At 47.3% G+C, this 23,027-nt stretch carries 15 protein-coding genes and 1 pseudogene; 8 read left to right on the top strand and 8 right to left on the bottom strand.

Going from position 1 to position 23,027, the window contains the following annotated elements:
* Positions 1-18: 18 nt before the first annotated feature.
* The 5 genes from FTT64_RS04495 to FTT64_RS04475 form a co-directional block, all read right to left on the bottom strand.
* Positions 19-792: a ThiF family adenylyltransferase gene (locus FTT64_RS04495; protein ID WP_180182025.1), complete on the bottom strand. Its 774-nt coding sequence runs from the start codon at positions 790-792 to the stop codon at positions 19-21.
* A 107-nt stretch (positions 793-899) separates the two neighbouring features.
* Complete coding sequence (locus FTT64_RS04490; protein WP_104472030.1) at positions 900-1,718, bottom strand: TatD family hydrolase; 819 nt, start codon at positions 1,716-1,718, stop codon at positions 900-902.
* Positions 1,718-2,692: an RsiV family protein gene (locus FTT64_RS04485; RefSeq protein WP_180182026.1), complete on the bottom strand. Its 975-nt coding sequence runs from the start codon at positions 2,690-2,692 to the stop codon at positions 1,718-1,720. Before FTT64_RS04485 ends, FTT64_RS04490 begins: the two co-directional genes overlap by 1 nt.
* A gap of 56 nt (positions 2,693-2,748) precedes the next feature.
* A complete protein-coding gene (locus FTT64_RS04480) occupies positions 2,749-3,573 on the bottom strand; it encodes a hypothetical protein (protein WP_180182027.1) in 825 nt (274 codons plus the stop codon).
* Between the two features lie 79 nt (positions 3,574-3,652).
* Positions 3,653-5,242 (bottom strand): peptide chain release factor 3, encoded by a 1,590-nt coding sequence (locus FTT64_RS04475; RefSeq protein WP_005180132.1) that lies wholly within the window; start codon positions 5,240-5,242, stop codon positions 3,653-3,655.
* A gap of 452 nt (positions 5,243-5,694) precedes the next feature.
* Here FTT64_RS04475 and FTT64_RS04470 point away from each other — a divergent pair.
* Positions 5,695-7,817, top strand: a pseudogene (locus FTT64_RS04470) (TonB-dependent receptor).
* 96 nt (positions 7,818-7,913) lie between these two features.
* On the opposite strand, the gene FTT64_RS04465 reads toward FTT64_RS04470, so the two are convergent.
* Complete coding sequence (locus FTT64_RS04465; protein WP_180182028.1) at positions 7,914-9,998, bottom strand: bifunctional diguanylate cyclase/phosphodiesterase; 2,085 nt, start codon at positions 9,996-9,998, stop codon at positions 7,914-7,916.
* Between the two features lie 279 nt (positions 9,999-10,277).
* On the bottom strand, positions 10,278-12,470 hold the full coding sequence (locus FTT64_RS04460) for a carboxy terminal-processing peptidase (RefSeq protein ID WP_016658575.1): 2,193 nt from the start codon (positions 12,468-12,470) through the stop codon (positions 10,278-10,280).
* Positions 12,471-12,665: 195 nt separating this feature from the next.
* Between FTT64_RS04460 and nagZ the strand changes: the two genes are divergently transcribed.
* Together nagZ and FTT64_RS04450 are read left to right on the top strand one after the other, a co-directional pair.
* Positions 12,666-13,688: a beta-N-acetylhexosaminidase gene (nagZ, locus tag FTT64_RS04455; RefSeq protein ID WP_016658574.1), complete on the top strand. Its 1,023-nt coding sequence runs from the start codon at positions 12,666-12,668 to the stop codon at positions 13,686-13,688.
* 94 nt (positions 13,689-13,782) lie between these two features.
* The gene (locus FTT64_RS04450; RefSeq protein ID WP_180182029.1) at positions 13,783-14,637 is read left to right on the top strand and encodes a class I SAM-dependent methyltransferase; all 855 of its coding nucleotides are present in this window, start codon (positions 13,783-13,785) and stop codon (positions 14,635-14,637) included.
* Between the two features lie 74 nt (positions 14,638-14,711).
* On the opposite strand, the gene FTT64_RS04445 is transcribed toward FTT64_RS04450, so the two are convergent.
* Positions 14,712-16,034: an alpha/beta fold hydrolase gene (locus tag FTT64_RS04445; RefSeq protein WP_160240959.1), complete on the bottom strand. Its 1,323-nt coding sequence runs from the start codon at positions 16,032-16,034 to the stop codon at positions 14,712-14,714.
* 307 nt (positions 16,035-16,341) lie between these two features.
* On the opposite strand from FTT64_RS04445, the gene FTT64_RS04440 reads away from it, so the two are divergent.
* From FTT64_RS04440 to FTT64_RS04420, 5 genes are all read left to right on the top strand, one after another.
* Positions 16,342-17,607: a glutamate-5-semialdehyde dehydrogenase gene (locus FTT64_RS04440; RefSeq protein ID WP_075167437.1), complete on the top strand. Its 1,266-nt coding sequence runs from the start codon at positions 16,342-16,344 to the stop codon at positions 17,605-17,607.
* Between the two features lie 115 nt (positions 17,608-17,722).
* Positions 17,723-18,127 (top strand): hypothetical protein, encoded by a 405-nt coding sequence (locus tag FTT64_RS04435; RefSeq protein WP_180182030.1) that lies wholly within the window; start codon positions 17,723-17,725, stop codon positions 18,125-18,127.
* A gap of 314 nt (positions 18,128-18,441) precedes the next feature.
* On the top strand, positions 18,442-19,662 hold the full coding sequence (locus tag FTT64_RS04430) for an acetate/propionate family kinase (RefSeq protein ID WP_005180151.1): 1,221 nt from the start codon (positions 18,442-18,444) through the stop codon (positions 19,660-19,662).
* Positions 19,663-19,712: 50 nt separating this feature from the next.
* Positions 19,713-21,851, top strand: a complete 2,139-nt coding sequence (gene pta, locus FTT64_RS04425; RefSeq protein WP_168397478.1) for a phosphate acetyltransferase — start codon at positions 19,713-19,715, stop codon at positions 21,849-21,851.
* A 118-nt stretch (positions 21,852-21,969) separates the two neighbouring features.
* Positions 21,970-22,551 (top strand): hypothetical protein, encoded by a 582-nt coding sequence (locus tag FTT64_RS04420; RefSeq protein WP_180182031.1) that lies wholly within the window; start codon positions 21,970-21,972, stop codon positions 22,549-22,551.
* The last annotated feature ends 476 nt before the right edge of the window (positions 22,552-23,027 follow it).

Raw genomic sequence — 23,027 nt, 5'->3', positions numbered from 1 at the left:
AATCAGATCGTAACCGGATTATGCCTGTTTGGCTTTTAGCTGATCGAGTTTTTTCAGAACTTCGGCCACGGCCACCATCGCAAAACTGGAAGTAACCACTACCGCCGAACCATAGCCACCACAGCGCAGCCCGGCACTGGCACAGACATCAGCACTGGAAAACGGATTATCAATTGAATAGATGCAGGTAATCCCGAACTTCTCTTTCGGCTTTTTACAGATGCCTTTGCTACGCAACTGGGCACGCAGTTTGGCCAGCATCGGGTCCTGTTCGGTTTTAGATAAATCGGCCACACGAATTTTCAGCGGATCGAGTTTACCGCCGGCACCGCCGGACACAATCAGCGGCACTTTATTAAAGCGGCAATACAGCATCAGCGCCAGCTTGGCTTTGACATCATCAATACAGTCCAGCACCACATCGGGCGTATGCACCAGCAGGTCTTTGACATTGTCCGGGGTCAGGTAATCATCAATCAGGTTGATCTTGATGCGTGGATTAATAGCACGGCAACGCTCGGCCATAATTTCAATTTTTTCATGGCCCAAAGTGCTGCTCATGGCCGGTAATTGCCGGTTGATGTTGGAAGCGGCCACCACATCCATATCCACCAGGGTCAGCTCACCAATACCAGTTCGTGCCAAGGCTTCAACCGCCCAGGAACCGACCCCGCCGATACCAATCACCATGACATGACTGTTGGCATAATACTGAAAGCTGTCCTCACCATAAATTTTGGCAACACCGGCAAAACGGCGGTCATATTCATCATCTTGGAGCAGTTCAGTCATTGCACAATCAAATCTTATACAGAAGGGCTTATTTTAACGGTTTTTTCACATGGCGTGTGAGATTGGAGGATTTTTGCATGGTGCAACAGCAGCGAGAGATTTAAATTTTAGGCCAGATGTAAAGCCTGTAACGAATTCTGCCAGATCATCTCAGCCAGTGCTGTCTGCTCCATCTGCAGGCTTTGCGCCAGCCCTTCAAGTACATAAGGCAAATTGGCCGGCGTATTGCGGGTGCGCTGCTCGGTCGAGGACTGGCAGCACAGCGGTGTCATATCCGGACAATCGGTTTCAAGCACCAGATGTTCTGGGCCTAATTCCTGCACCACCCGATGCAGTTTCTTGGCATTCGGATTGGTAATTTGTCCGGTCACGCCAATTTTAAAACCCAGTTTGATAAAGGCTTTGGCTTCTTCAACACCGCCACTAAAGGCATGGGCAATTCCGCCATAGCTAAAATTCTGCTGTTTTAGCAGCGCCAGCACATCGGCATGGGATTTACGAATATGTAGCAATACCGGACGCTGAAACTGGTGTGCCAGCTCCAGCTGGGCGGTAAAATACTTCTGCTGTTTCTGATACAGCTCGGGCTGTTTATGCTGCTTTAAAAAGGTATCCAGGCCAATTTCACCAACCGCAACACAGTCCTGTTTACGCAATAACTGTTCTACATCCAGCAGATGTTGCGGCTGATGCTGCTCGATATAAAACGGATGTAATCCCGGTGCCAGATGGCTTCGCGGCGCCTGGCTTAAACGGTTCAGCCATTGATGGGTATTCAGTAACTGCTGAAAACGCGACTGCACAAAGCCAATTAAAATCAGCTGTTCGACACCCGCCTGCTTCGCCTGATAGGCCAGTTGCTCCCGATCGGCATCAAAATCCGCCACATCAAAGTGGGTATGGGTATCAAACAGTGCCAATGCCATTAGATGGTTTTCGCGTCAGCGCTGGACGCAGCTGCTGTAGTGGCTTCGCTGGCTGGCGCTTCAGGTGCCGGCAAATATGGTTTTTTCAGCACCTGCTGCAGCTCTGCATAAGGAATCATCAGCCGTGGCAAACCGACCACATACGGTCCAATTTCATATTCGGCATATTGCAGAATCAGGCCTTGCTGCCCCAGATAGAAATTATCCGACAGCTTGAATTTCCAGGCCTGCTCATATTCGGCAACATTATTGGCCAGTTTGCTGTCTACCACCCATTGTTTAAAGGCGTCATAGGCGGCAGCTTCCAATGCAGCTCGTTGCTGCGGCTGCAAGATGTCAGCCAGTTTGACCTGCTTTTTCTGCTCCAGATCAAAATTAAAATAGGTTTGTGCGGTAGCGCCATGTGCGCCGCCCAGATAGCTGCTGCTATTTACCACCACGGTGGCCAGCGGCCCTTCCGAGTTTAAAATTTTTGGTTTAATCATCAGGCTAATCTGATGATTGGCACTCAGCGCCTTGATTTCCTGATCCAGACTCAAGAAGGCCGCAATAAAGGGCTGCACCTGCTGTTCCAGTTTCTGTTTTGGCGTTGGAATTTGCGTTAGTGCCTGTGCCGAGGAAGCTGGCTCTGCCGCAGAGGCCGGTGATTCAACATTCAGAGGTTTATCTGCCGGGGCAATTTCCAGGGTCTGGTTCAGTTCTTTGAGAATGTACTGATCAATCTGCTCATCGACAAAAGGCTGGTTACTCTGTAAACGCTCAACAGAAAGCTCCGGGCAGTTTTTACCTTCACATTCCGGCAAGTTCAGCTGCAGCTTTTCCGGCTCGCCAATCAGTTTTAGCGCCTGCTGTTCAACTTCTGCGGCCTGCGCCTGCTGTTCCTGTTTCGGTTCATTATTTTTGGGCTGACATGCGGTCAATGCCATGGACACGGCCAAGACACTCATCACCCATGCTGTTTTTTGCTTTAACATTGAATAACCTTTATTGCCTTTTGTGCATCCCAGATTCAAAGCGGATGTTCTAATTATTAAAACATGCGCGAATAAATTTCAGCTTTTACAACTTGTTGAGTTTGTGCTTTCGTTAAGTAAATATCAAGCTGTGTTCCATCTTTCACAATTTCATGGGTGCGATAATGCAGCCCCATGCCTTCATGATCAAAGAACCAGTCGGCCTGTCCCCAATATAGGGTTTTCGGTGCGGTATTTTGCACCTCTGTACTCTGTTCTTTCAGCCATTGCTGATAGGCCTGCTGCACGATTGCATGCATCGCGGTTTGCTGCTCGGGCTGAATAATATCCAGTGCGGTTAAAGCCTGCTGCTGTTGACGATCAGCCACGAAAAAATAATAACGCTCTTTAACTTTTACCGTTTCCTGATGACTATCCACCCCTATCTGCAATAACACATACTGGTTACGCTGATAGGCCAGCCGGGTATACAGCGCCAGTTCATAGGCCGGATTTTTGGCAAACTCGGCCTGCCAGGCATCAGATTTTTTCACATAGGCATTCACCGCCTGCTGCAGGCTCATGTCCTGTTTCAGCCCGATCTGGTCCTGAATCACCTTGGCCTGACTTTTGGCAATCCACTGGTTCAGCCATGGATCCTGTGTCTGAATGGTTTGAATATCCAGATCAATACAGTTTTTCTTTTCACAAAATGGCAAAGCAATCTCTGCCGGCTGCTGCTTAATCTGCAGGAATGGCAGCACCTCAGCCTTTTCCTGCTGGAAGATATTTTTTTCAGGACGTGCATCTTCAGCCGATTCATTGTTCTGGGAAGATGAGTCGCAGCCCCCCAAAGACAGTGCCAGCACGGCACAAGCGATAAAACTGATTCTTGTTTGCATTGTTAATCTCTCTTCCTGAAATTTTCCCCATCCTAGAAAAACAGCTTCACGAAGAAGCTGTTTTAACGGCGATGACCCTTTAGTGTTCGCGGGTGTTACGGAACACGATGTCCGGATAACGCTCCTGCATCAACTGCAAATTAACGCGGCTTGGCGCCAGATAAGTCAGATGACCGCCACCATCCACCGATAACTGGTCATGGGCTTTTTTCTTGAACTCGTTGAATTTCTTCTCATCTTCACAAGATACCCAGCGTACCGTGTTGATGCTGACCGGCTCATAAATACAATCGACCTTGTATTCTTCTTTCAGACGATAGGCCACCACTTCAAACTGCAACACACCCACCGCACCCACGATCAGGTCATTGCTGTTTTGCGGCATAAATACCTGGGTCGCCCCTTCTTCCGACAGCTCTTTTAAGCCTTTTTGCAGCTGCTTCGATTTTAGCGGATCTTTTAAACGTACACGGCGGAACATTTCCGGTGCGAAGTGTGGAATACCGGTAAACTGCAAGTTTTCGCCCGAGGTGAAGGTATCACCAATCTGGATGGTACCGTGGTTGTGCAGACCAATAATATCGCCCGGCCATGCTTCTTCCAGATGCTGACGGTCACCGGCCAGGAAGGTTAAAGCATCAGAAATACGCACGTCTTTACCAATACGCACATGCTTCATCTTCAGGCCTTTTTCATATTTGCCTGAACAGATCCGCATAAAGGCAATCCGGTCACGGTGTTTCGGGTCCATATTGGCTTGGATTTTAAAGACAAAGCCCGTGAAACCTTCTTCAGTCGCTTCGACCACACGGTCTTGAGTCGGATGCGCTTTTGGCGGCGGTGCATAGTCGCTAAAAGCATTCAGGACATGGTCAACACCAAAGTTACCCAGTGCAGTTCCAAACAGTACCGGAGTTTGACGACCTGCCAGGAATTCTGCACGATCTAACGGTTCATTGGCCATTTGCACCAGTTCTAAAGATTCTTCAAATGCCGCCCAGGCCAGTTCACCGACTTTTTCACGCAGGTCAGCATGGTCATAGCCATCACGCACTTCAATTTCAGGAATGGTTGAACCAAAACCAGCTTTATACACGTAAAACTTTTCTTCCAGCAGGTTAAACACGCCGGCAAAATCACGCCCGGTGCCCAGCGGCCAGGTAATTGGTACACATTTAATTTTCAGGACGTTTTCAATTTCATCCAGCAGCTCTAAAGGCTCACGGATTTCACGGTCCATTTTGTTGACGAAAGAGATAATTGGCGTGTCACGCATACGACACACCTCCATCAGTTTGATGGTCCGGTCTTCGACACCTTTGGCCCCGTCAATCACCATAAGTGCCGAGTCTACCGCGGTTAAGGTCCGGTAGGTATCTTCCGAGAAGTCTTCGTGCCCCGGGGTATCGAGCAGGTTGATCATCTTGTCTTTATACGGGAACTGCATGACCGAGGTGGTAATCGAAATCCCACGCTCTTTTTCCATTTCCATCCAGTCCGAGGTCGCCGCCCGATCCGATTTACGGCTTTTCACCATTCCCGCCACCTGAATCGCCTGCCCCCATAACAGCAGTTTTTCTGTCATGGTGGTTTTACCGGCATCGGGGTGGGAAATAATCGCAAAGGTCCTGCGCGCCGCGACTTCTTTCGCGAGTTGATCTTTAAACATAAGGGAAATCTTCAATATATACACAGTTTGCGACACACATTTTCATGTGAATCCAAGCCGTGAAGGGATAACTTAAAATTGGCGCAATTGTAGCAGATTTCAGCCAACAATCATTAGAGCACTTGGGCCGGAATCGGTTTAAATTTTAAGTGGAAAATAAAAGTATCTGGAGATCGCGACTTTGCGATAAAAGTTTTCAAAATCACCATCTATTTAGTTTTAAAAGACTTAGGCTTTTCACCGCAGAACAGAACTCCCCATATTTCTTTATCATTTGGAAAAATCAGGAAAAATCAGCATCCTCTCTGCGGATATTTTTGATTTAAATATCTCATTAAAGCCAATTAAATAATAATTACTATCAATAGAGAGTGATATTCAATATCATTTACGGCAGGCTATTTATTCCCCACACTGCATGCACTTTTTTCGGGGTCCATCCAGAGCATGTTATGAAATCTTCTCTTTTTTTGCTGTCTTCACTCAGCTTGATGACAGCGCAAGCCTATGCCAACGAAACAGCCAATGCTGTGACTTTACCCACACTCAACTCTTCGGCACAGGCAAGCCTTAGCCTGAAAACGCAAGTAGAGCAAGCCTCCACCGCCAGCAAAGGTATGGCACAAGAGCAAGCCTCCACCGCCAGCAAAGGTATGGCACAACTGAAAGATATTCCTCAAATTGTGAATGAGGTTCCTCAACAAGTCTTAAAAGAACAGAATGTGACCTCCCTGCAAGGCGCATTGCAGAATGTGACCGGTTTAAGTTTTAGTGTCGGAGATGGCCAGCGTGATCAGGTCATGATTCGCGGCTTTTCAGCCATTTCCGATCAGTATGTCGATGGGGTACGCGATGACGCGCTGTATTATCGTGATCTGTCAAATGTAGAACGGGTGGAAGTGCTAAAAGGGCCCGGCTCGGTGTTATATGGCCGGGGTTCAGCAGGTGGTCTGATCAACCGGATCAATAAGAAACCCCTGGATGAAGCACTGCATGAAATCAGCCTGATCGGCAGCAGCCTGGGGCAAAAACGTGCCGAACTTGATTTTGCCGATGCTCTCAATGACCAGCTCAAAGTCCGTCTGACCGGTGCGCTTGAACACTCAGATGGCTATCGCAATCAGAGTTTCGTCAATCGGGAAACTGTAGCACCGTCTGTGCAATGGGATATTTCAGATCGAACCACTCTGCTCTTGCAAGCCGATTACCTGCACGATGACCGTTTGGCCGATCAGGGCTTTCCCATGGACCCGCTGACCGGTAAACCGGTACGTACCAATCCAAAAACATTCTATGGCGCATCCAACGCAAAAGATGTAGGCAATGTCGATACTGAAGTGTCCAGCCAGACGGTTACGCTAGAACATCAGTTCAATGATCAGCTGAAATATCGCGGTGTCGCCCGGCATTATAATTATGCCTTGGACCGGGAATACAGCAACGCCAGTCCAGCAGCAGATCAGGTCACGCTCAGCCAGATTAAACGCATGCGCGATGAAGATGGCATCTTCTTGCAGAATGAATTATCTGGCGTCTTTCATACTGGTCAAATCAAACACGACACCTTAATCGGCACGGAATACAGCCAGCAGCACAAAGATGAAATATTCTGGTTAGGGTCAAAAGCCACGACCGATTTGTATGATCCGGTCTTGCCGCACTGGTCACCGGTCGATACCTCCGCCACTCCAAGAGTCAATACCGCCAGCGAATTTGAAAATTATGCCGTCTATGTACAAGACCTGATCAGCCTGAATGAACAGCTCAAGGTTTTGAGCCGGGGTACGTTATGATCATCTTTCCCAATACAGGCATGATCAGAAAAATAACAGCAGCATCCAGCGCGATGACCAGACCCTCTCCCCTCGCCTGGGCGTGGTCTATCAACCGACCAAAAATTTATCCTTATATGCCGCCTATAATCAGTCGTTTCAGCTACTTGCAGATTCATTCGTGTTTTATAGCAACAGTGCCGACCTGAAACCAACCAAAACCAGAAACCTGGAAGTCGGGACCAAATGGGACATCAATGATCGGCTGAATATGACCCTGGCCGTATTTGAAATGACGCAGAGCAATATCCAAAATAAAATTCCGGACAGTAATCCGCCGCTGGCGATGCTGGCTGGGGAACAAAGCACGCAAGGCGTTGAAGTGTCCTTGACCGGTCAGCTCAGCGATCAATTATCCCTGTTGGCGGGTTATGCCTATATGGATGGAAAAATTGAAAAATCGACCATCGGTCTGGCTGGCAAACAGGCCGCGTTAACGCCCAAAAAACAGCGCCAATCTCTGGTTAAAGTATCAACTGGATGAGCACTGGTTTGCAGCCGTGGGTGGCCGGGCAGAATCCTCCCGCTTCAGTGCGCCGGACAATAAAAATGTCTTGCCGGGCTATGCGGTTTTCAATGCCGCGCTGGGTTATCAGACCGCGCAGTATGATGTAACACTAAATCTGAACAACCTGTTTGACCGTGATTATTTTGTCTCAGGACATGGTGAAGGGAACGATTCCAATATGATGGGCGACCCACTGAATGCGCAGCTCGCACTTCGTTATCGTTTTAATATGTGAGGTAAATGGATGTCACTTGACATCCATTTTTAAACCATTTTTTCTTGCAACATCGACCGTGATTTTTTTAACATCTGGCTATCTAAAAACAGTACCTCAATCAGACCCGATAATTTCATTTTGTACTTGCGGCAAGTCTTCCAAACGCTCGACCTCAACCGGCATCGACAGCAAATAACCTTGTAATTGCTGACAACCCAAACGCGCCAGAATTTCGGCCTGTAATGGCGTTTCCACCCCTTCTGCGGTAACCGTCAATCCCAGTTTGGTCGCCAGCTGGATAATACTTTCCAGAATCATTTCTTCTTTGGAATCGCGATACAGGTCTTTAATAAATGCGCGGTCAATTTTCAGCTCATCCACCGGCAGGTCTTTTAAATACAGGAAACTGGAATGGCCCGTGCCAAAATCATCAATCGCCAGTTTCACGCCCATTTCTCTTAAGCGCCTAAAACTGCGAATACTCGATTCCACATGATGCATGGCAGTGGTTTCGGTAATTTCAATCATGAGATGACTCGGGTCAATCGCATAACGGCAGAATAAGGTTTCCAAGGTACTAAACAAATGTTTATGCTCGAACTGCACCGCCGACAGATTGACTGCCAATGGAAACAGCTTCAGTCCCTGCTGTTCCCATTGCTGAATCTGTTTGCAGGCCTGCTCGAGGGCCCAATAGCCCATCTGGATAATCAGGCCGGACTTCTCCGCACCTTTAATAAACATATTCGGGGTCAGCAGACCATGCACCGGATGCATCCAGCGAATTAATGCTTCAACGCCACAAATCTGCTGGGTGCTGGTGGTAAATTTGGGCTGGTAAAACAGAATAAACTGCTGTTCATCGACAGCTTTATATAAATCATTTAACAGCTTGGTCTGGCTTTTGGTTTCCTGCTGGTCAATGCTGTAATTAAACACCGAATAGGTGTTACGGCCCTGATATTTTGAAGTCAGCATGGCGGCATCGGCATTCATCAGTACATCTTGCAGGTTGTTGCCGTGCTCCGGGTACATGGCAATACCAATACTGGCCGAAATATTAATACTCTTGCCGGCAATCAGGAAACTCTCCTGTACACTGTGCAGCACATTTTCTGCCGCCTGAATCGCATCCTCAACCGTGGCCTGCTCCAACACCAGCAAGAACTCATCACCGCCAATTCTTAATAATTTTTCCTGCGATTTCAGCTGCTGATGCAGTCGTGTGGTCAGCTGAATCAGCAACTGATCACCAACATGATGGCCAAATACATCATTCACCGCCTTAAAACGGTCCAGATCAATATATAAAAACGCGACATTCTGCTGATTGATGCGCTGGGCGCTAAACAGCAAATGCGCATATTCAGCCAGATATAAACGGTTCGGTAATTTGGTCAGATTGTCCTGCACCGCCTGATTGGCCAGCTCACGGTTAACCAGCGACAGCTGGCGGTTACGTTCTTCCAGACGCTGCTCCAGCACGGCCACACTAAAGGCGGCAACCATCACCAGACTGGTCACAAAAATCACGGTAAACAGCAAGATGCCATTACCGGTTTTATAAATCGCATCCAGACGTTCTGTATCAATCGGATAGTAAGACACCGAGGCCATGCCGGTATAATGCATCCCGACAATGGCCAGCGACATCATAATGGCAATCATCACCTTATAGTGACGATGGTAAAGCAAGGTATTTTTAAAACGAAACGCCAGCCAGAAGGTCAGGCCGGAACCACTAATGGCAATGAGCACCGAAAACACCACCAGTAGCGGATCATAATAGGTCCGATGATTCTCTACGACCATGCCCAGCATACCGGTATAGTGCATGCCGGAAATGCCGAGTCCCATTAACACCGCCCCAATCATCAGACGGGCAAAAGGCAGGGTGGGTTTGGTGGTCAGCCAGATGGCAAAGGTGGAAGCAATAAAGGCAATAACGCCAGAAAAAATGGTTAGCGGCAGATTAAATGCGTAATTGGCCGGCAACTGGCAAGCCAGCATCCCGACAAAATGCATACCCCAAATAGCAACGCCAAGGCATAGGCCACTGAGCAAGAGCATGGCTTTTTCAGATTTCTGGCGGATTCCCCCGAGCAGGAACTGCTGGGTTGAAATAGCCAGATAACTGGCCAGAATTGCAACCGCAATTGAACCTACCACCAGGCTAAAGTCATAATGAATATGAACCATAAAAAGCTTCCGTATAGGTTATTTTTTTGTTGTTACTATACTCAACGCTAAATACTCATGAATTTGCCGCTTTAAAAGATAACAATAAAACAAGGAATTAAAACTCAAACTAGAATCTTATACTATCGCATTGAGGTCAAGCCTAAATGCGGTTTTTCCGCCCTGAAAACCGTCATTTTTTATGTTGATTTGCCGGCTCATCTGGATCTTGAGTTATTCAACTCAAAAGCATCAAAAAAGGCCAGTACATCTACCGGCCTTTTTCTCACATCCAAGGTCTTATTTGGCTGTGCCTGATTGTAACTGACTATAATCCAGTAACACATTGGCCGCTTCGCTCACAAAGACTTCTTCTTCCGGCAGTGGTGGACGCTGGTTGGCTTTCATTTTGGCCCGTGACTCGGCTTGCGCTTCCAGTGAGGCCTGATAGCTTTCCCAGTTTGGATACGGCGCCAAACCGGTCGCCTGACGACGTACGTTTTCAGCGGCTAAGGTTTTACGCTCCAGCTCAATCAGCTCGGCACGGCGCTGATCTAAATCCAGCACCGCCGTTTTGCGCTCTTCTGCCTGTTTGGCAATATTTTTACGCTCAGTCAGATACTTGAACTGCGGATCAATACTGACCCGGGTCTGCGAAGATTTGGCCAGTTGCGGCACATAAGACTGCACCACACCCTCACGTTTAAATGGTGCGGTGGCAATGGTATCCCACTTCAGCGCATTCTTGGCCTTACGCTCACCAAATTCTTCATTGTAGATATCTACCAGTTTAATGTCCGGAATCACCCCTTTGTTCTGGGTACTGCCGCCGGTAATCCGGTAGAACTTACGCTGGGTGAGCGTGGCCTGACCATAGGCCAAGGTATCCAGCTGCACCTGTGCTGTCCCTTTACCGGTGGTTGTGCTACCAATCACAATACCGCGCTCATAATCCTGAATCGCGGCTGAATAAATCTCGCTGGCAGAAGCCGAAGCCAGGTTAATCAGGACTGCTAGCGGGCCAGCATAGGTCTGTTCACCGCCATCATTGTCTTCAAACACGCTCACGTTGCCATTGCCATCACGGATTTGTACTACCGGACCCGATTTAATCACCTGACCCAGCATACGTGCCACCTCTTCAAGTGAGCCGCCCGGGTTATTGCGTAAATCGACAATAATCCCGTCGACATTTTTGGCAGCCAGCGTTTTCAAGGCATTGTTGGTGTCTTCCGATACCGAACGGTATTCCACCCCGGCACGGCGCGCCCGATAGTTCAGATAAAATGATGGAATTTCAATCACGCCATAGGTATAGGTTTTGCCATCACGTTGAATTTGCACGGTTCGGTTACGCACCCCGGCATCTTCTTCCTGAATAATGTCACGTACCAACGTCACGGTACGTGCCTGACTCATCGAGGCACCCGGACCGAGTAAACGCAAGGTCACTTTGGTGCCACGTTTACCGCGAATCAGACCGACCACTTCATTGCTTGGCCAGCCAATCACATCCACAATTTTCTCGCCATCCTGACCGACACCAATAATCCGGTCGCCAGATTTGACCTGACCAGATTTACTCGCCGGTCCGCCTTCAACAATGGTTTCAATCTTGGTGTAATCTTCATTGCTGCGATCCGGACGAATCGACACCCCAATCCCTTCCAGCTGCAAGGTGGTCTGACGGTTCAGCTCCATTGCATCAACAGGCGGGAAATAGTTGCTGTGCGGATCATAGGTCAGCATCATCGCATTTAAGGTTTTGTCCAGCACATCGTCGCTTTTCAGACGGCTCATGCGTTCCAGCTGACGAGTATAACGCTTGGTCAGGGTTTCCACCGGCGTCATATCTTCCGGGCCGGATAAATCTTGCCCATTGGCCAGTTCTGGATTTTCCTTGAGGGCTTTTTGTTTGGCCTGCTCTTCTTCTTTGCTGATGGTCAGGTTAATCAGCTGGGACACCAGCATTTTTTGCCAGTGGGCACGCTGCTCGGCCTGGGTCTTAAAGAACGGCGCTTTTTCACGATCCAGCTCAATGGTGACATTCGGCTGTTTTAAATTCTGCGGTTTTTTCAGCTCGGCCAGCATAAACTGATAAAAGGCCTGCATGCGTTCACGATAATGCGCATGAATCTGATACGGGCCCGATAAATCACCGGCTTTTAAGGCGGCTCCAAAATTGGCGCCATATTTTTTCTTGTACTGTTCGACTTCATCGGCCAGGAACAAGGTGTGCTCCGGGTCCAGACTATCGATGTAAAAATCAAAAATGCGATTGGAAGTGTTGCTGTCTAAACGCTGGTTCAGGTAATGCTGACGGTCAACCAAGGTCGCTAACTGGCGTGACACCAAGGCCTGTTCCCGGGTTGGAACAATGGTATTGGAAACAGCAGCAGTATTATTGGCAGCAATGGCTTCGTTGATTGCGTGACTAAAGAAGAATCCCCCAGTTGCCACGGCAACTGCACAAGCTATCGTTTGAAGTTTCATAAATAATGTGTATTTCCTTGGTTTTCGACCAGTAGTACAAGGTTGCTTAGCGACGAATCAAGCAGATTCAAAATCTTAAACAACTTAATCTGTTTATGTCGTGTAGTTTTATCATATTCTGTGCTGACAAAATGTAGCAAATCATTGCAGAATTCAGGTATTGTTTTTCGATAAAAATTTGAATCCGGAACCGATATGATTGGCGCATTGATGCTCGACATCGCTGGCACAGCACTTACTCAAGAAGATATTCAACTCTTACAAGCTCCGCAAGTCGGTGGCGTCATTTTATTTGGTCGAAATATCGAATCACCGCGGCAGGTACGCGCCCTGACCGATCATATGCGTCAGGTACGTCCGGATATTTTAATTGCAGTCGATCAGGAAGGCGGCCGGGTGCAGCGTTTAAAACAGGGTTTCACCCTACTGCCGGCCATGGGTCGTTTTGGCGAGCTGTATCAGCAGCAGCCGGAACTGGCGGTCGAGCTGGCTGAACAGTGCGGCTGGCTGATGGCCACCGAAGTATTAGCGGTCGGTATTGATTTCAGTTTTGCCCCGGTGCTGGATTTAAATGACATCAGCGATGTCATTGGCGACCGCAGTTTTGCCCGCAATATGGACGATATTATCGTACTGGCACGCGCCTTCTTAAGTGGCATGCAGCGCGCTGGTATGGCCACCACCGGCAAGCATTTCCCCGGTCATGGCTCGGTCAAGGCCGATTCGCATGTGGCCGCTGCGATTGATTCACGTTCTTATGCAGAGATTCAGCAAAAAGACATGCAAAGCTTTATCCAGCTGCAAGCCCAACTGGATGCCCTAATGCCTGCGCATGTAATTTATGATCAGGTCGATCCGAACCCGGCCGGTTTCTCTCCGTACTGGATTCAGACCGTGCTACGTCAACAGCTGAATTTTGATGGCGTGCTGTTCTCGGATGATTTAAGCATGCAGGCCGCCTGTGTGGCAGGTGGTGCCGATGCCCGCATTCAAGCGGCCTTAAACGCCGGTTGTGATATGGGACTGGTCTGTAATGACCGTGCCGCCGCCTGTCTGGCACTGGACGGCATTCAGGATTTACCGTTACCAAATCAGGCCCGTTTAGCCCGTATGCGTGGCCAGATTCCAGAAATTCAGATCGGTGATGTACTCGAGCTCGGCCCGGAATGGCAAGCAGTACGCGACCGTATTGTCCGCTTTAAAGACAGCGGCCAGTAATACCGACAAAGGAACAGGACAAGCTGTTCCTTTTTCTTTATGATGCAAATACATAAATCCACCCCGAATAAATAAAAAGAATAGAGGACCTTGCATGAGCCAACCGCTTTCCGAACATCGCCATATATCCTTTACTGCCCACTATACCGGCTATATCTGGTTTCAAATGGGCATCTCGCATCCGGTATTTGCTACTTCAAAAGGCAAGTTTCTGGCCAAATTGGTCCATCCGCTGGAAAGCTGGGCCGAAAAATATGTCGGTGGCAGTATGCGCACCACCCTGAAAGAACGCCACACCATTATTGACCAGCAACTGACCGAGCTGATTGCCCGCAATCCTCGTACCCAGGTGCTGGAAATTGCCTGCGGCCTGTCCCCACGGAGCTGGAATTTCCGCCAGAAATATCCGGAACTGAATTACCGCGAGCTGGATTTACCGGATATGGCCAAGGTGAAAACCGCCGCCTTGCAACAACTGGACCAGCAGGCACCGGAAGTCTTGAGTGCCGATATTTTCAGTGAAGAATTTGCCCAGATTTTTCAGCATTTTGACCCGCAGCAACCGCTGGTAATTATTAGTGAAGGCTTAATCAATTATTTCGACAAGCCGATGCTCAGCAAACTGCTGCATGGGATGTATCAATATGGACAACATTTTCAGGAACTGCATTACTTGAGTGATATTTATCCTGAACCGGTGAAAAACAAACTGGCCAGCTTTATGTGGACCAGCAGTAAATTACTGAAAGTCATGTCTCGCAGCGCCTTTAGTTTTCATTTTCAAAGTCCGGGTGAAGTCCGTGACTTTGTTAAAGCCAGCGGTTTTGAGCGGGTCGATATTCTGCAGCCGCAGCACTATTTCCACACTCCGGACCTGCCCGCCCCTGAAGAACATTTGGGTGACATTGTCTGGGTGCTGCACGCCTGCCATAAACAGCCCAGTGCCTAAAAGAGAGTTCTGAGCCTCATCAGCCCATAAAAAAAACAGCGCCTTTGCGCTGTTTTATTTTTAGACACCTCAATTTAGGCAATTGCTGCCAGACAACCTTTTTGACGCTGGATATAACGCAGCAAACGCTCGGCAATATCAAAGCTGCCATGTTTTAATAAAGCGCGAATCTGCTGATCCTGCACTTCAAAAATCAGGCACTCAATCTGGAAACTACCCTCTTCATCTTGGAGTGTCAGGGCCAAATCACGCTCATACTGCGCAGCCCGTTCTGCCTGTCCGTCTTCAAAACGTAGCAATACGCCAAAAAAGTTCAGATCGACAATTTCCGTGGCAAAGCTTAAATCGGAATGACGGTGCGTTAACTGACTAAATGGCTGTTGTACAGCAATGCGTTCTTCTCCACGGCGCTCCATGGTCAAGAGCTGGGCACGGGTCATGGGGATAATACCTTCTAACGACTGAATCGGCTCATCTCTTAAAAAGGTGGCAAACAGGCGCATGGTTTCTTTACGGCGCTGCAACTGCGGCACATGATCAGCATTGGCAATCATGGCAAACTCCATGTCCGGACATTGCAGGGCAAAATTGGCATTTTCATGTGGCAAGGTAAAACTGTCATACTGGCCACAGGCCACCAGCACCTTGCACTGCGGAATAGGAACGTGAGTCAGGCGCAGCAGACGATTACAATTAATATCATAGCGTTCCTGCTCGGTGGCGGTGAACTCGGCCATCTGCCGGAAGAACAGCCGCTTGGCGGTTGGCGACATGCGGGTCGCTTCCAGCTTGGCATGATTGACCAGATATAAAATCACCGCCTGACCAAACTCATCCATACGCTGCTCTTTCATTAAATGCAGCGATTCTTCCAGCAGCATACGCCAGCTTTTCCGGGTCTTTTGCATGACACCCATCAGAATCATGCGGTCTATCAGTTCCGGACGCTGATGCGCCAGGCAAGATGCCACCACCGAACCAAGGGACATGCCCAATACCGCGACCTGACTCAAGCCAACAATATCCAGCCAGCGACCGAGCATGGCTGCCAGATCTTCCAGCTCCAGCGTACCGGCAGATATGCCAGTATCGACATTGCTGATTTGCTGGTTGGCGCCCATGGAAGGTAAATCAATCAGGATAATCGGGCCGGCATCAAACAGTTGTTCAACACAGTATTTATAGGAGTTAAAATTCTGAAAAGCGCCCCCGATAATCACCATCGGCGTCATGTGCAAGGTGTCTGGGCGAGCAATCGCCATGTATTCAATCTTCCAACCGTCAATCCAGGTTGTACGCGCTGGCTGTTTGAAACTGTGCTTATCGTAAAGATCAAAAAAACCAAAGTGAGCACTTGACTGCCCGACTTCCGAGTCCATTTGGATAATGGAATTCATATTCCTTTCCTCCATTCTCGCGCTTATTTTTATTGTGCAAGAGATGATTTCTAAAATTGAGCAAAAATCGCATCCTGCTCTTTCATTGTTATTTGTATGACTTCAATGTCCATCGTGTTTCATTCTATACAGGTGTCGTTTTGACACGCAACCTCTTCTGCAACCACTTGTCTGCTTTTAAACAGGAAACAATTTCAAAATGTTTAGCGCTTTTCCGGCTTTCCTGCGGAAAATTCCATCAAACTGCTTCATTGTCCCGACCTAGACTGTTAATATCGAGGAGAAATTTCTAAGTGATCAAACCGCTATGCACGAGTCTATTGAACAATATATGCAAACGGTAGGACAACAAGCGCGCCAAGCTTCCGCAGTTCTGGCAAGTGCTTCTACCCAAACAAAAAACCATGCTTTATCTGCTATTTACACTGCGCTTGAAAACAGTGAAACAGCAATTTTAGCTGCCAACCAGATTGATATGACCAAAGGTCGCAACAACAATCTGGATAGCGCCCTGCTTGATCGCTTAGAACTGACTCCCCCGCGCTTTAAAGGCATGTTACAGGGCCTGAAAGATGTGATTGGCCTGCTTGACCCAATTGGTGAAATTACCGATATGGCCTATCGTCCGTCGGGCATCCAGATTGGCAAAATGCGAGTACCTTTGGGCGTGGTCGGCATGATTTATGAATCACGTCCGAACGTGACCTTAGAAGCAGCTTCGCTGGCGCTAAAATCAGGCAATGCCATTATTTTACGTGGCGGTTCAGAAGCGCTGGAATCGAATAAAGCCATTGCCGAAGCCATTCAGCACGGTCTGAAAACTGCAGGCTTGCCAGAAACGGCGGTACAGGTCATCAATACCCCAGATCGTGCTGCTGTAGGCCAGTTAATTACCATGTCGGAATATGTCGATGTGATTGTGCCACGTGGCGGTAAAGGCTTAATCGAGCGCATCACCAATGAAGCCCGTATTCCGGTAATTAAACATCTGGATGGTAACTGTCATGTCTTTGTCGAAGCACAGGCTGACTTGCAAAAAGCCCTACCGATTGCCCTGAATGCCAAAACTCATCGTTATGGCGTCTGTAATGCCATGGAAACCTTGTTGGTGGATGAAGCCATTGCAGATGAGTTTTTACCGCGTATTGCCGAGCTGTATGCAGAAAAACAGGTCGAGCTCCGTGGCTGCGCCGAAACCCAGCGTATTTTAGGCGACAGCGTTCAAACGGCTACCGAAGACGACTGGTATACTGAATATCTTGGTCCGGTTCTGGCCATTAAAGTGGTGTCGGGTCTGGATGAAGCGATTACCCATATCAATAAATATGGCTCACACCATACCGATGCCATTATTACTGAAAACTTCAGTCTGGCGCGTCAGTTCCTGGCCCGTGTTGATTCCAGTTCAGTGATGATTAACGCCTCTACCCGCTTTGCCGATGGCTTTGAATACGGTTTAGGGGCGGAAATTGGTATTTCTACCGATAAAATCCACACCCGCGGCCCAGTCGGTCTGGAAGGTCTGACCTCGCAAAAATGGGTAGTGTTTGGAGATGGCCAGATTCGCCAATAACTCACTTCTCTAAATATATGAATGTTCAGCCTTTGTGGAGGCTGAACATTTTTCTGCTGTTTTCCCCGTCTATTCCACCGTACACTGTCTTAAGAATGAGAATAAGAGGTGGACAATGTTCTATTATTTAATTGTGACCACATTTGTTCTGGCGCTGCTGGTGTCGTTTGTGGTGATGCGTATTTTTTCCAGTTCCATTAACCGTATTCTGGCGCGTATTATTCATGATCCGATTCATGAAGCCTGGGCCAGATATACCAAATTTGCCGGTATGGTGGTTGGAACATCCTCCGGAATCCGGATTTATGACATGGAAAAATACATTACCCCGCTCACCTATAGCGAAAACGACCAGAAAATTATTATTGAACTGACGCAGGAACACTGGTTTCTGGAAATTTACCGCACCTTAATTGAAACCCTGCAAGGCTTGGCCTGGATGATGCTGGTATTTTTTATGGTGGCGCTATTTGCCTATGTGATTGTGCGCTGGTCGGAAATGAAGTATCAGAAACCTTAAATATGAAGGAATAAGAAATATTTTCAAACAGTTCTGTCACATGCTTTGATTCAAGGCGTGTTATGGTAAACAGAAGAACAACGCGACTGGACATGACTACTATTTTATTAATAAATGAAATCTATCAGCCGATAAATTTTAGTTATTATTCCCGAAAGGGTCGATAGTGCTTAAGTCTAATCTCCTAAAGTCTATCTAGAAGCGATACCCATCCCATGATAAAAATTAGTTATTGATCAAGATTGCACCGTGTTGGAACAGGTGCAGATCAATACGGGATACAAATATTTCAATTAGAATTCGGGTAAAACAACGTGTCTACAACTGTATTAGTAATTAACTGCGGATCTTCTTCAATTAAATACGCGCTTGTTTCTGAACGTCGCGAAGACCGTATTTTTGGTTTGGCTGAAAATTTAGGATCTGCCGAGGCACGTATTAAAGGGATCACTGTCGGAGGTGAACCGCTCGAACTTTCTATTCCGCACGCAGATCATGAAAAAGCCTTAGAAACCATTTTATCGCGCTTGTCACAATACAATCCTCAAGCGATTGGCCACCGTGTGGTACATGGCGGCAGCTTGACCAAAGCCGAGCGCTTAACCCCAGAAATTATTCAACGCATTCGTGAAGCAACCCCACTGGCACCGTTACATAACCCGGCGCACCTGGTAGGCATTGAAGCGACCATGCGTTTATTCCCTGAATTACCTCAAGTTGCTGTATTTGATACGGCATTCCACCAAACTATGCCTGCGCACGCTTATCGTTATGCCGTGCCAAAATTCCTGTACACCGATCATAACGTACGTCGTTACGGCTTCCACGGCACCAGCCATGCCTATGTTTCTGAACGCGGTTCAGAACTGGCCGGCAGCCTGAAACAAGGCGGCTGGTTAACAGCGCACCTGGGCAATGGTAGCTCGACCTGTGCCATCTGGAACGGTGAAAGTGTAGATACCTCTATGGGCCTTACCCCACTTGAAGGTCTGGTGATGGGTACCCGTAGTGGTGATGTAGATCCATCTTTACACACTTTCCTGGCCAGCAACTTGGGTTGGGATATCTACAAAATTGACAAGATGCTGAACAGCCAAAGCGGTCTACTCGGTTTATCTGGCCTCTCTAACGATATGCGCACCCTGATTGAAGCCTCTGAACAAGGCAATGAAGATGCAGCTCTGGCCATTGAAGTGTTCTGCTACCGTTTAGCGAAATCTTTAGCAGCATTAAGCTGTGGCTTACCGCGTCTAGATGGCCTGTTCTTCACAGGTGGTATTGGTGAAAACTCGGCTTATATCCGTGAAAAAACTCTGTCTTACTTACCACACTTCGGCTTTAACTTTAGCAAAGAGAAGAATGACAGCCTGAAACGTGGCACCGAAGGTCGTATCGATAACGGTACCGGTCCACAAATCTGGGTGGTTCCAACCGATGAAGAAGGCCGTATTGCCAAAGAAACCAGTGCGGTGGTGGAGTCTGAGTTGGGAGCAACTCCGGCAAAAAAGTCTGAATTAGAAACTGCGATTGCTTAAGCAATCGCAGTTTTACCCTGTTTACTTTTGGCTGATTTGAATAATACCTTATGAAAACAATTCTACTTGTCCCGACTGGAGAAGGTGTTGGTCTAACATCTGCATGTTTAGGTCTGGTGTATGCTTTGGAATGCCAGGGCATTAAACCCGGTTTCGTCAAACCTTTCTCTCAAGAATTACAGCCTGAAAACGAACGGACGACAGCGCTGTTTGAGCATGTCTCTAAAACCAAAACGGTTCAACCCATTCCTTATGCACAGGTGGTGCATCAACTAAGCCATGACCAGCAAGATGAATTGCTGGAAGAAGCGGTTCGCTTACACCGCCAAGTGGCCAAACAGCATGACCTGATTATTGTCGAAGGCCTGTTACCGAATTTCCGTGACAGCTTCGCAGATGACCTGAATGCCCTGCTGGCTCAAGCCCTAGATGCACAGGTAGTGATTGTCAGCGGTGCCGACATCAACAATCCGCTTCGCTCTGCTGAACGAATTGAACACCAGATTCGTAACTTCGGTGGTGCAGAATCGAACCGTTTACGTGGTGTGCTGTTTATGCGGACCAAAGGTTTGCCAGAAGATTCTGCGCAAATTCCTGTGACGATTGATCCAAACCTGCGTTTACTGTCAGATACCAGCAAGTTTGTGGCCAGCATTCAGCAAACTTATAGCTACATTGGCACAGAAAAACTGCCAGTGATTGGTTTGGTACCATTTAGTAATACCCTGAGCGTGCCGCGCCTGTCTGATCTGGCGGCGCATATTTCTGCCCAGTGGATTCATGAGGGCGAAGCCAATACACGTCGTGTGTTACATAGCAGCCTGATTACTTCGAATATCGAGCATGAACTGCACAAATTCGTGGCCGGTGAACTGATTATTACCGCAGCTGACCGTACCGATGTACTACTGGCCAGCAGTCTGGCCAACAGCAACGGTATTCCTTTAGCAGGCTTAGTCTTAACCGAGCAGCATCAACCGAATGAACAGGCCTTAAATTTCTGTCAAACTGCCATCAAGCAAGGTTTGCCAGTATTACATACCCCTTTAACCACCTTTGAAACGGCGCAACAGCTCTCGACTTTCGGTAACGAAATTCCGGTCGATGATATTGAACGCGCTGAACAGGTAACCCGTTTTGTGTCCAGCCATATTGATCCGCAATGGTTAAACTCGCTGATTAGCGGTGCGCATAGCCCACGTTTATCGCCTTCTGCCTTCCGTCATGAGCTGGTACAAAAATCAATTGCAGCGAAAAAACGCATTGTTTTACCTGAAGGTGATGAGCCACGTACAGTTCAGGCTGCGGCCATCTGCCAATCGCGTGGTATTGCGCACTGTATCTTGCTGGCCAAACCTGAAGCCGTAGTTGAAGTGGCCAAAGCCCGTGGTATTGAATTGCCGCATGACTTGGAAATTATTGATCCGGATCTGATTCGCGAAAACTATGTCGAGAAAATGGTTGAGCTGCGTAAAGGCAAACTTAACGAATTACAGGCACGCGAACAGCTTCAGGATACGGTGGTTTTAGGTACCATGATGCTGGCACTGGATCAGGTTGATGGCTTAGTTTCAGGTGCAGTACATACCACGGCCAATACCGTACGTCCGGCCTTCCAGCTGATTAAAACTGCACCTGAATATTCACTGGTATCTTCAGTGTTCTTTATGCTGCTGCCAGATGAAGTTTATGTGTATGGTGACTGTGCGATTAACCCGGACCCGGATGCAGAACAACTGGCTGAAATTGCCATTCAATCTGCTGACTCGGCCAAAGCCTTTGGTATTGACCCGCGTATTGCCATGATCTCTTACTCAACCGGAACTTCAGGTGCCGGTGCCGATGTAGAAAAAGTAGCGCAAGCGACTGAAATTGCCAGACAGCGCCGTCCAGACCTGCTGATTGATGGCCCGCTGCAATACGATGCTGCATCGGTTGAAAGCGTTGGTCGTTCTAAAGCGCCAAACTCTCAGGTGGCTGGTCGTGCCAATGTGTTTATTTTCCCTGATCTGAACACGGGTAATACCACTTATAAAGCAGTACAACGCTCTGCCAATGTGGTGAGTGTTGGCCCAATGTTGCAAGGTTTGAACAAGCCGGTAAATGACCTGTCACGCGGTGCATTGGTCGATGATATTGTGTTTACCATTGCTCTAACTGCAATTCAGGCTGAACAGCAGTCTGCTTAAACAACTGTTTTTAACAAGCTCCGCTTCACCCACCCTGTCGAAAGATAGGGTGGTTTTTTAATTTAGACCAGACGTATCAAATACATCTCATTTTCTATATAGGTGAAGTGGTAATCACATGCCTTTAACATTAAAAAATAACAACGAAGTTTTTAAACAGATCTTTGAAATCGCCAATCAATTTGACAAAGAGCAAGAAAATTATCTCATTGCGTATTCCCATTTTTTAAATTATTTCAAAAAAACAGATGTACTCACCCTGGATGACATTGTTATCGGCATCAGCTTTACCTATTCGTGGATGCCGACCATTTTGAAAAAAATTGATTTAACTGCAGCAGATGATCTGATCAAAATATTTAACAAAGCAAAACAAGGTCATCGATTAACAGTACCAGAACTTCAAACACTCAAAAGTGCATTCAATAACTCTCTTGTCGGTGTATCTAAATTGTTGCACTTTATTCATCCTGAACACTATGCGATTTGGGATAGCCGTGTATTTAGATTCTTAAGCGGCAACGAACCCCATAACTTCGCATTTAAACGTCCTGAAACTTATCTGGAATATCTAACGCTTCTGGACGAATTAAAAAATGAGGAGGTTTTTGAAAGTTTTTATCGTTTAATGCAAGACAAAGTGGGGTATCAGATTTCAGCATATCGAGCTTTAGAACTTGCCTTCTTTAAAGGAGGATAAAGCAAAGCTATAAACAAATTTTGAGAATTGAGAATTGAGAATTGAGAATTGAGAAAAATATTATTTTTATCAGCCTAAAATGAAAAAAGAAGATAAAGCTTAAGCTTGATCTTCTTTTTGGCCATACATCCAAGTTGCAGCGATATATACACAAAAGCCCGCAACCATCAAAATACCTGTTGTCATCTTTAAGGTCTCGTTTTTGGATGTGACAATTATGCGAAAGTTTTATGACAGTTATATGACAAAGCTGAAATATTTAAATTTTATTAAATAATTAAAATTCAATAACTTAATAAAATTTCATCTAAATTTAAGCTGTAATATGACATTAATTTCAGCTCAAATATGACAAAACCACCCGCCAAATACAGTAAAAATCACCCAAAATCCCGCGTAAAAGCATCACTATAAACTTTCGGCCAATCCGCTTCTAAAACGCCCACAATGCCGTCATTTTGTCTTATAATTTAGCC

Origin of the sequence: Acinetobacter sp. Q186-3 (genome assembly GCF_013420655.1) — a bacterium.
Lineage (GTDB): Bacteria > Pseudomonadota > Gammaproteobacteria > Pseudomonadales > Moraxellaceae > Acinetobacter > Acinetobacter indicus.
This window is presented reverse-complemented; position numbering and strand designations above follow the sequence as displayed.

Coding starts and splice junctions, on each gene's coding strand:
- FTT64_RS04475 (WP_005180132.1), bottom strand. CDS start 5,242: ATGTTTAAAGATCAACTCGCGAAAGAAGTCGCGGCGCGCAGGACCTTT.
- FTT64_RS04440 (WP_075167437.1), top strand. CDS start 16,342: ATGCACGAGTCTATTGAACAATATATGCAAACGGTAGGACAACAAGCG.
- FTT64_RS04485 (WP_180182026.1), bottom strand. CDS start 2,692: ATGTTAAAGCAAAAAACAGCATGGGTGATGAGTGTCTTGGCCGTGTCC.
- FTT64_RS04445 (WP_160240959.1), bottom strand. CDS start 16,034: ATGAATTCCATTATCCAAATGGACTCGGAAGTCGGGCAGTCAAGTGCT.
- FTT64_RS04490 (WP_104472030.1), bottom strand. CDS start 1,718: ATGGCATTGGCACTGTTTGATACCCATACCCACTTTGATGTGGCGGAT.
- FTT64_RS04480 (WP_180182027.1), bottom strand. CDS start 3,573: ATGCAAACAAGAATCAGTTTTATCGCTTGTGCCGTGCTGGCACTGTCT.
- FTT64_RS04465 (WP_180182028.1), bottom strand. CDS start 9,998: ATGGTTCATATTCATTATGACTTTAGCCTGGTGGTAGGTTCAATTGCG.
- FTT64_RS04460 (WP_016658575.1), bottom strand. CDS start 12,470: ATGAAACTTCAAACGATAGCTTGTGCAGTTGCCGTGGCAACTGGGGGA.
- FTT64_RS04435 (WP_180182030.1), top strand. CDS start 17,723: ATGTTCTATTATTTAATTGTGACCACATTTGTTCTGGCGCTGCTGGTG.
- pta (WP_168397478.1), top strand. CDS start 19,713: ATGAAAACAATTCTACTTGTCCCGACTGGAGAAGGTGTTGGTCTAACA.
- FTT64_RS04420 (WP_180182031.1), top strand. CDS start 21,970: ATGCCTTTAACATTAAAAAATAACAACGAAGTTTTTAAACAGATCTTT.
- nagZ (WP_016658574.1), top strand. CDS start 12,666: ATGATTGGCGCATTGATGCTCGACATCGCTGGCACAGCACTTACTCAA.
- FTT64_RS04495 (WP_180182025.1), bottom strand. CDS start 792: ATGACTGAACTGCTCCAAGATGATGAATATGACCGCCGTTTTGCCGGT.
- FTT64_RS04450 (WP_180182029.1), top strand. CDS start 13,783: ATGAGCCAACCGCTTTCCGAACATCGCCATATATCCTTTACTGCCCAC.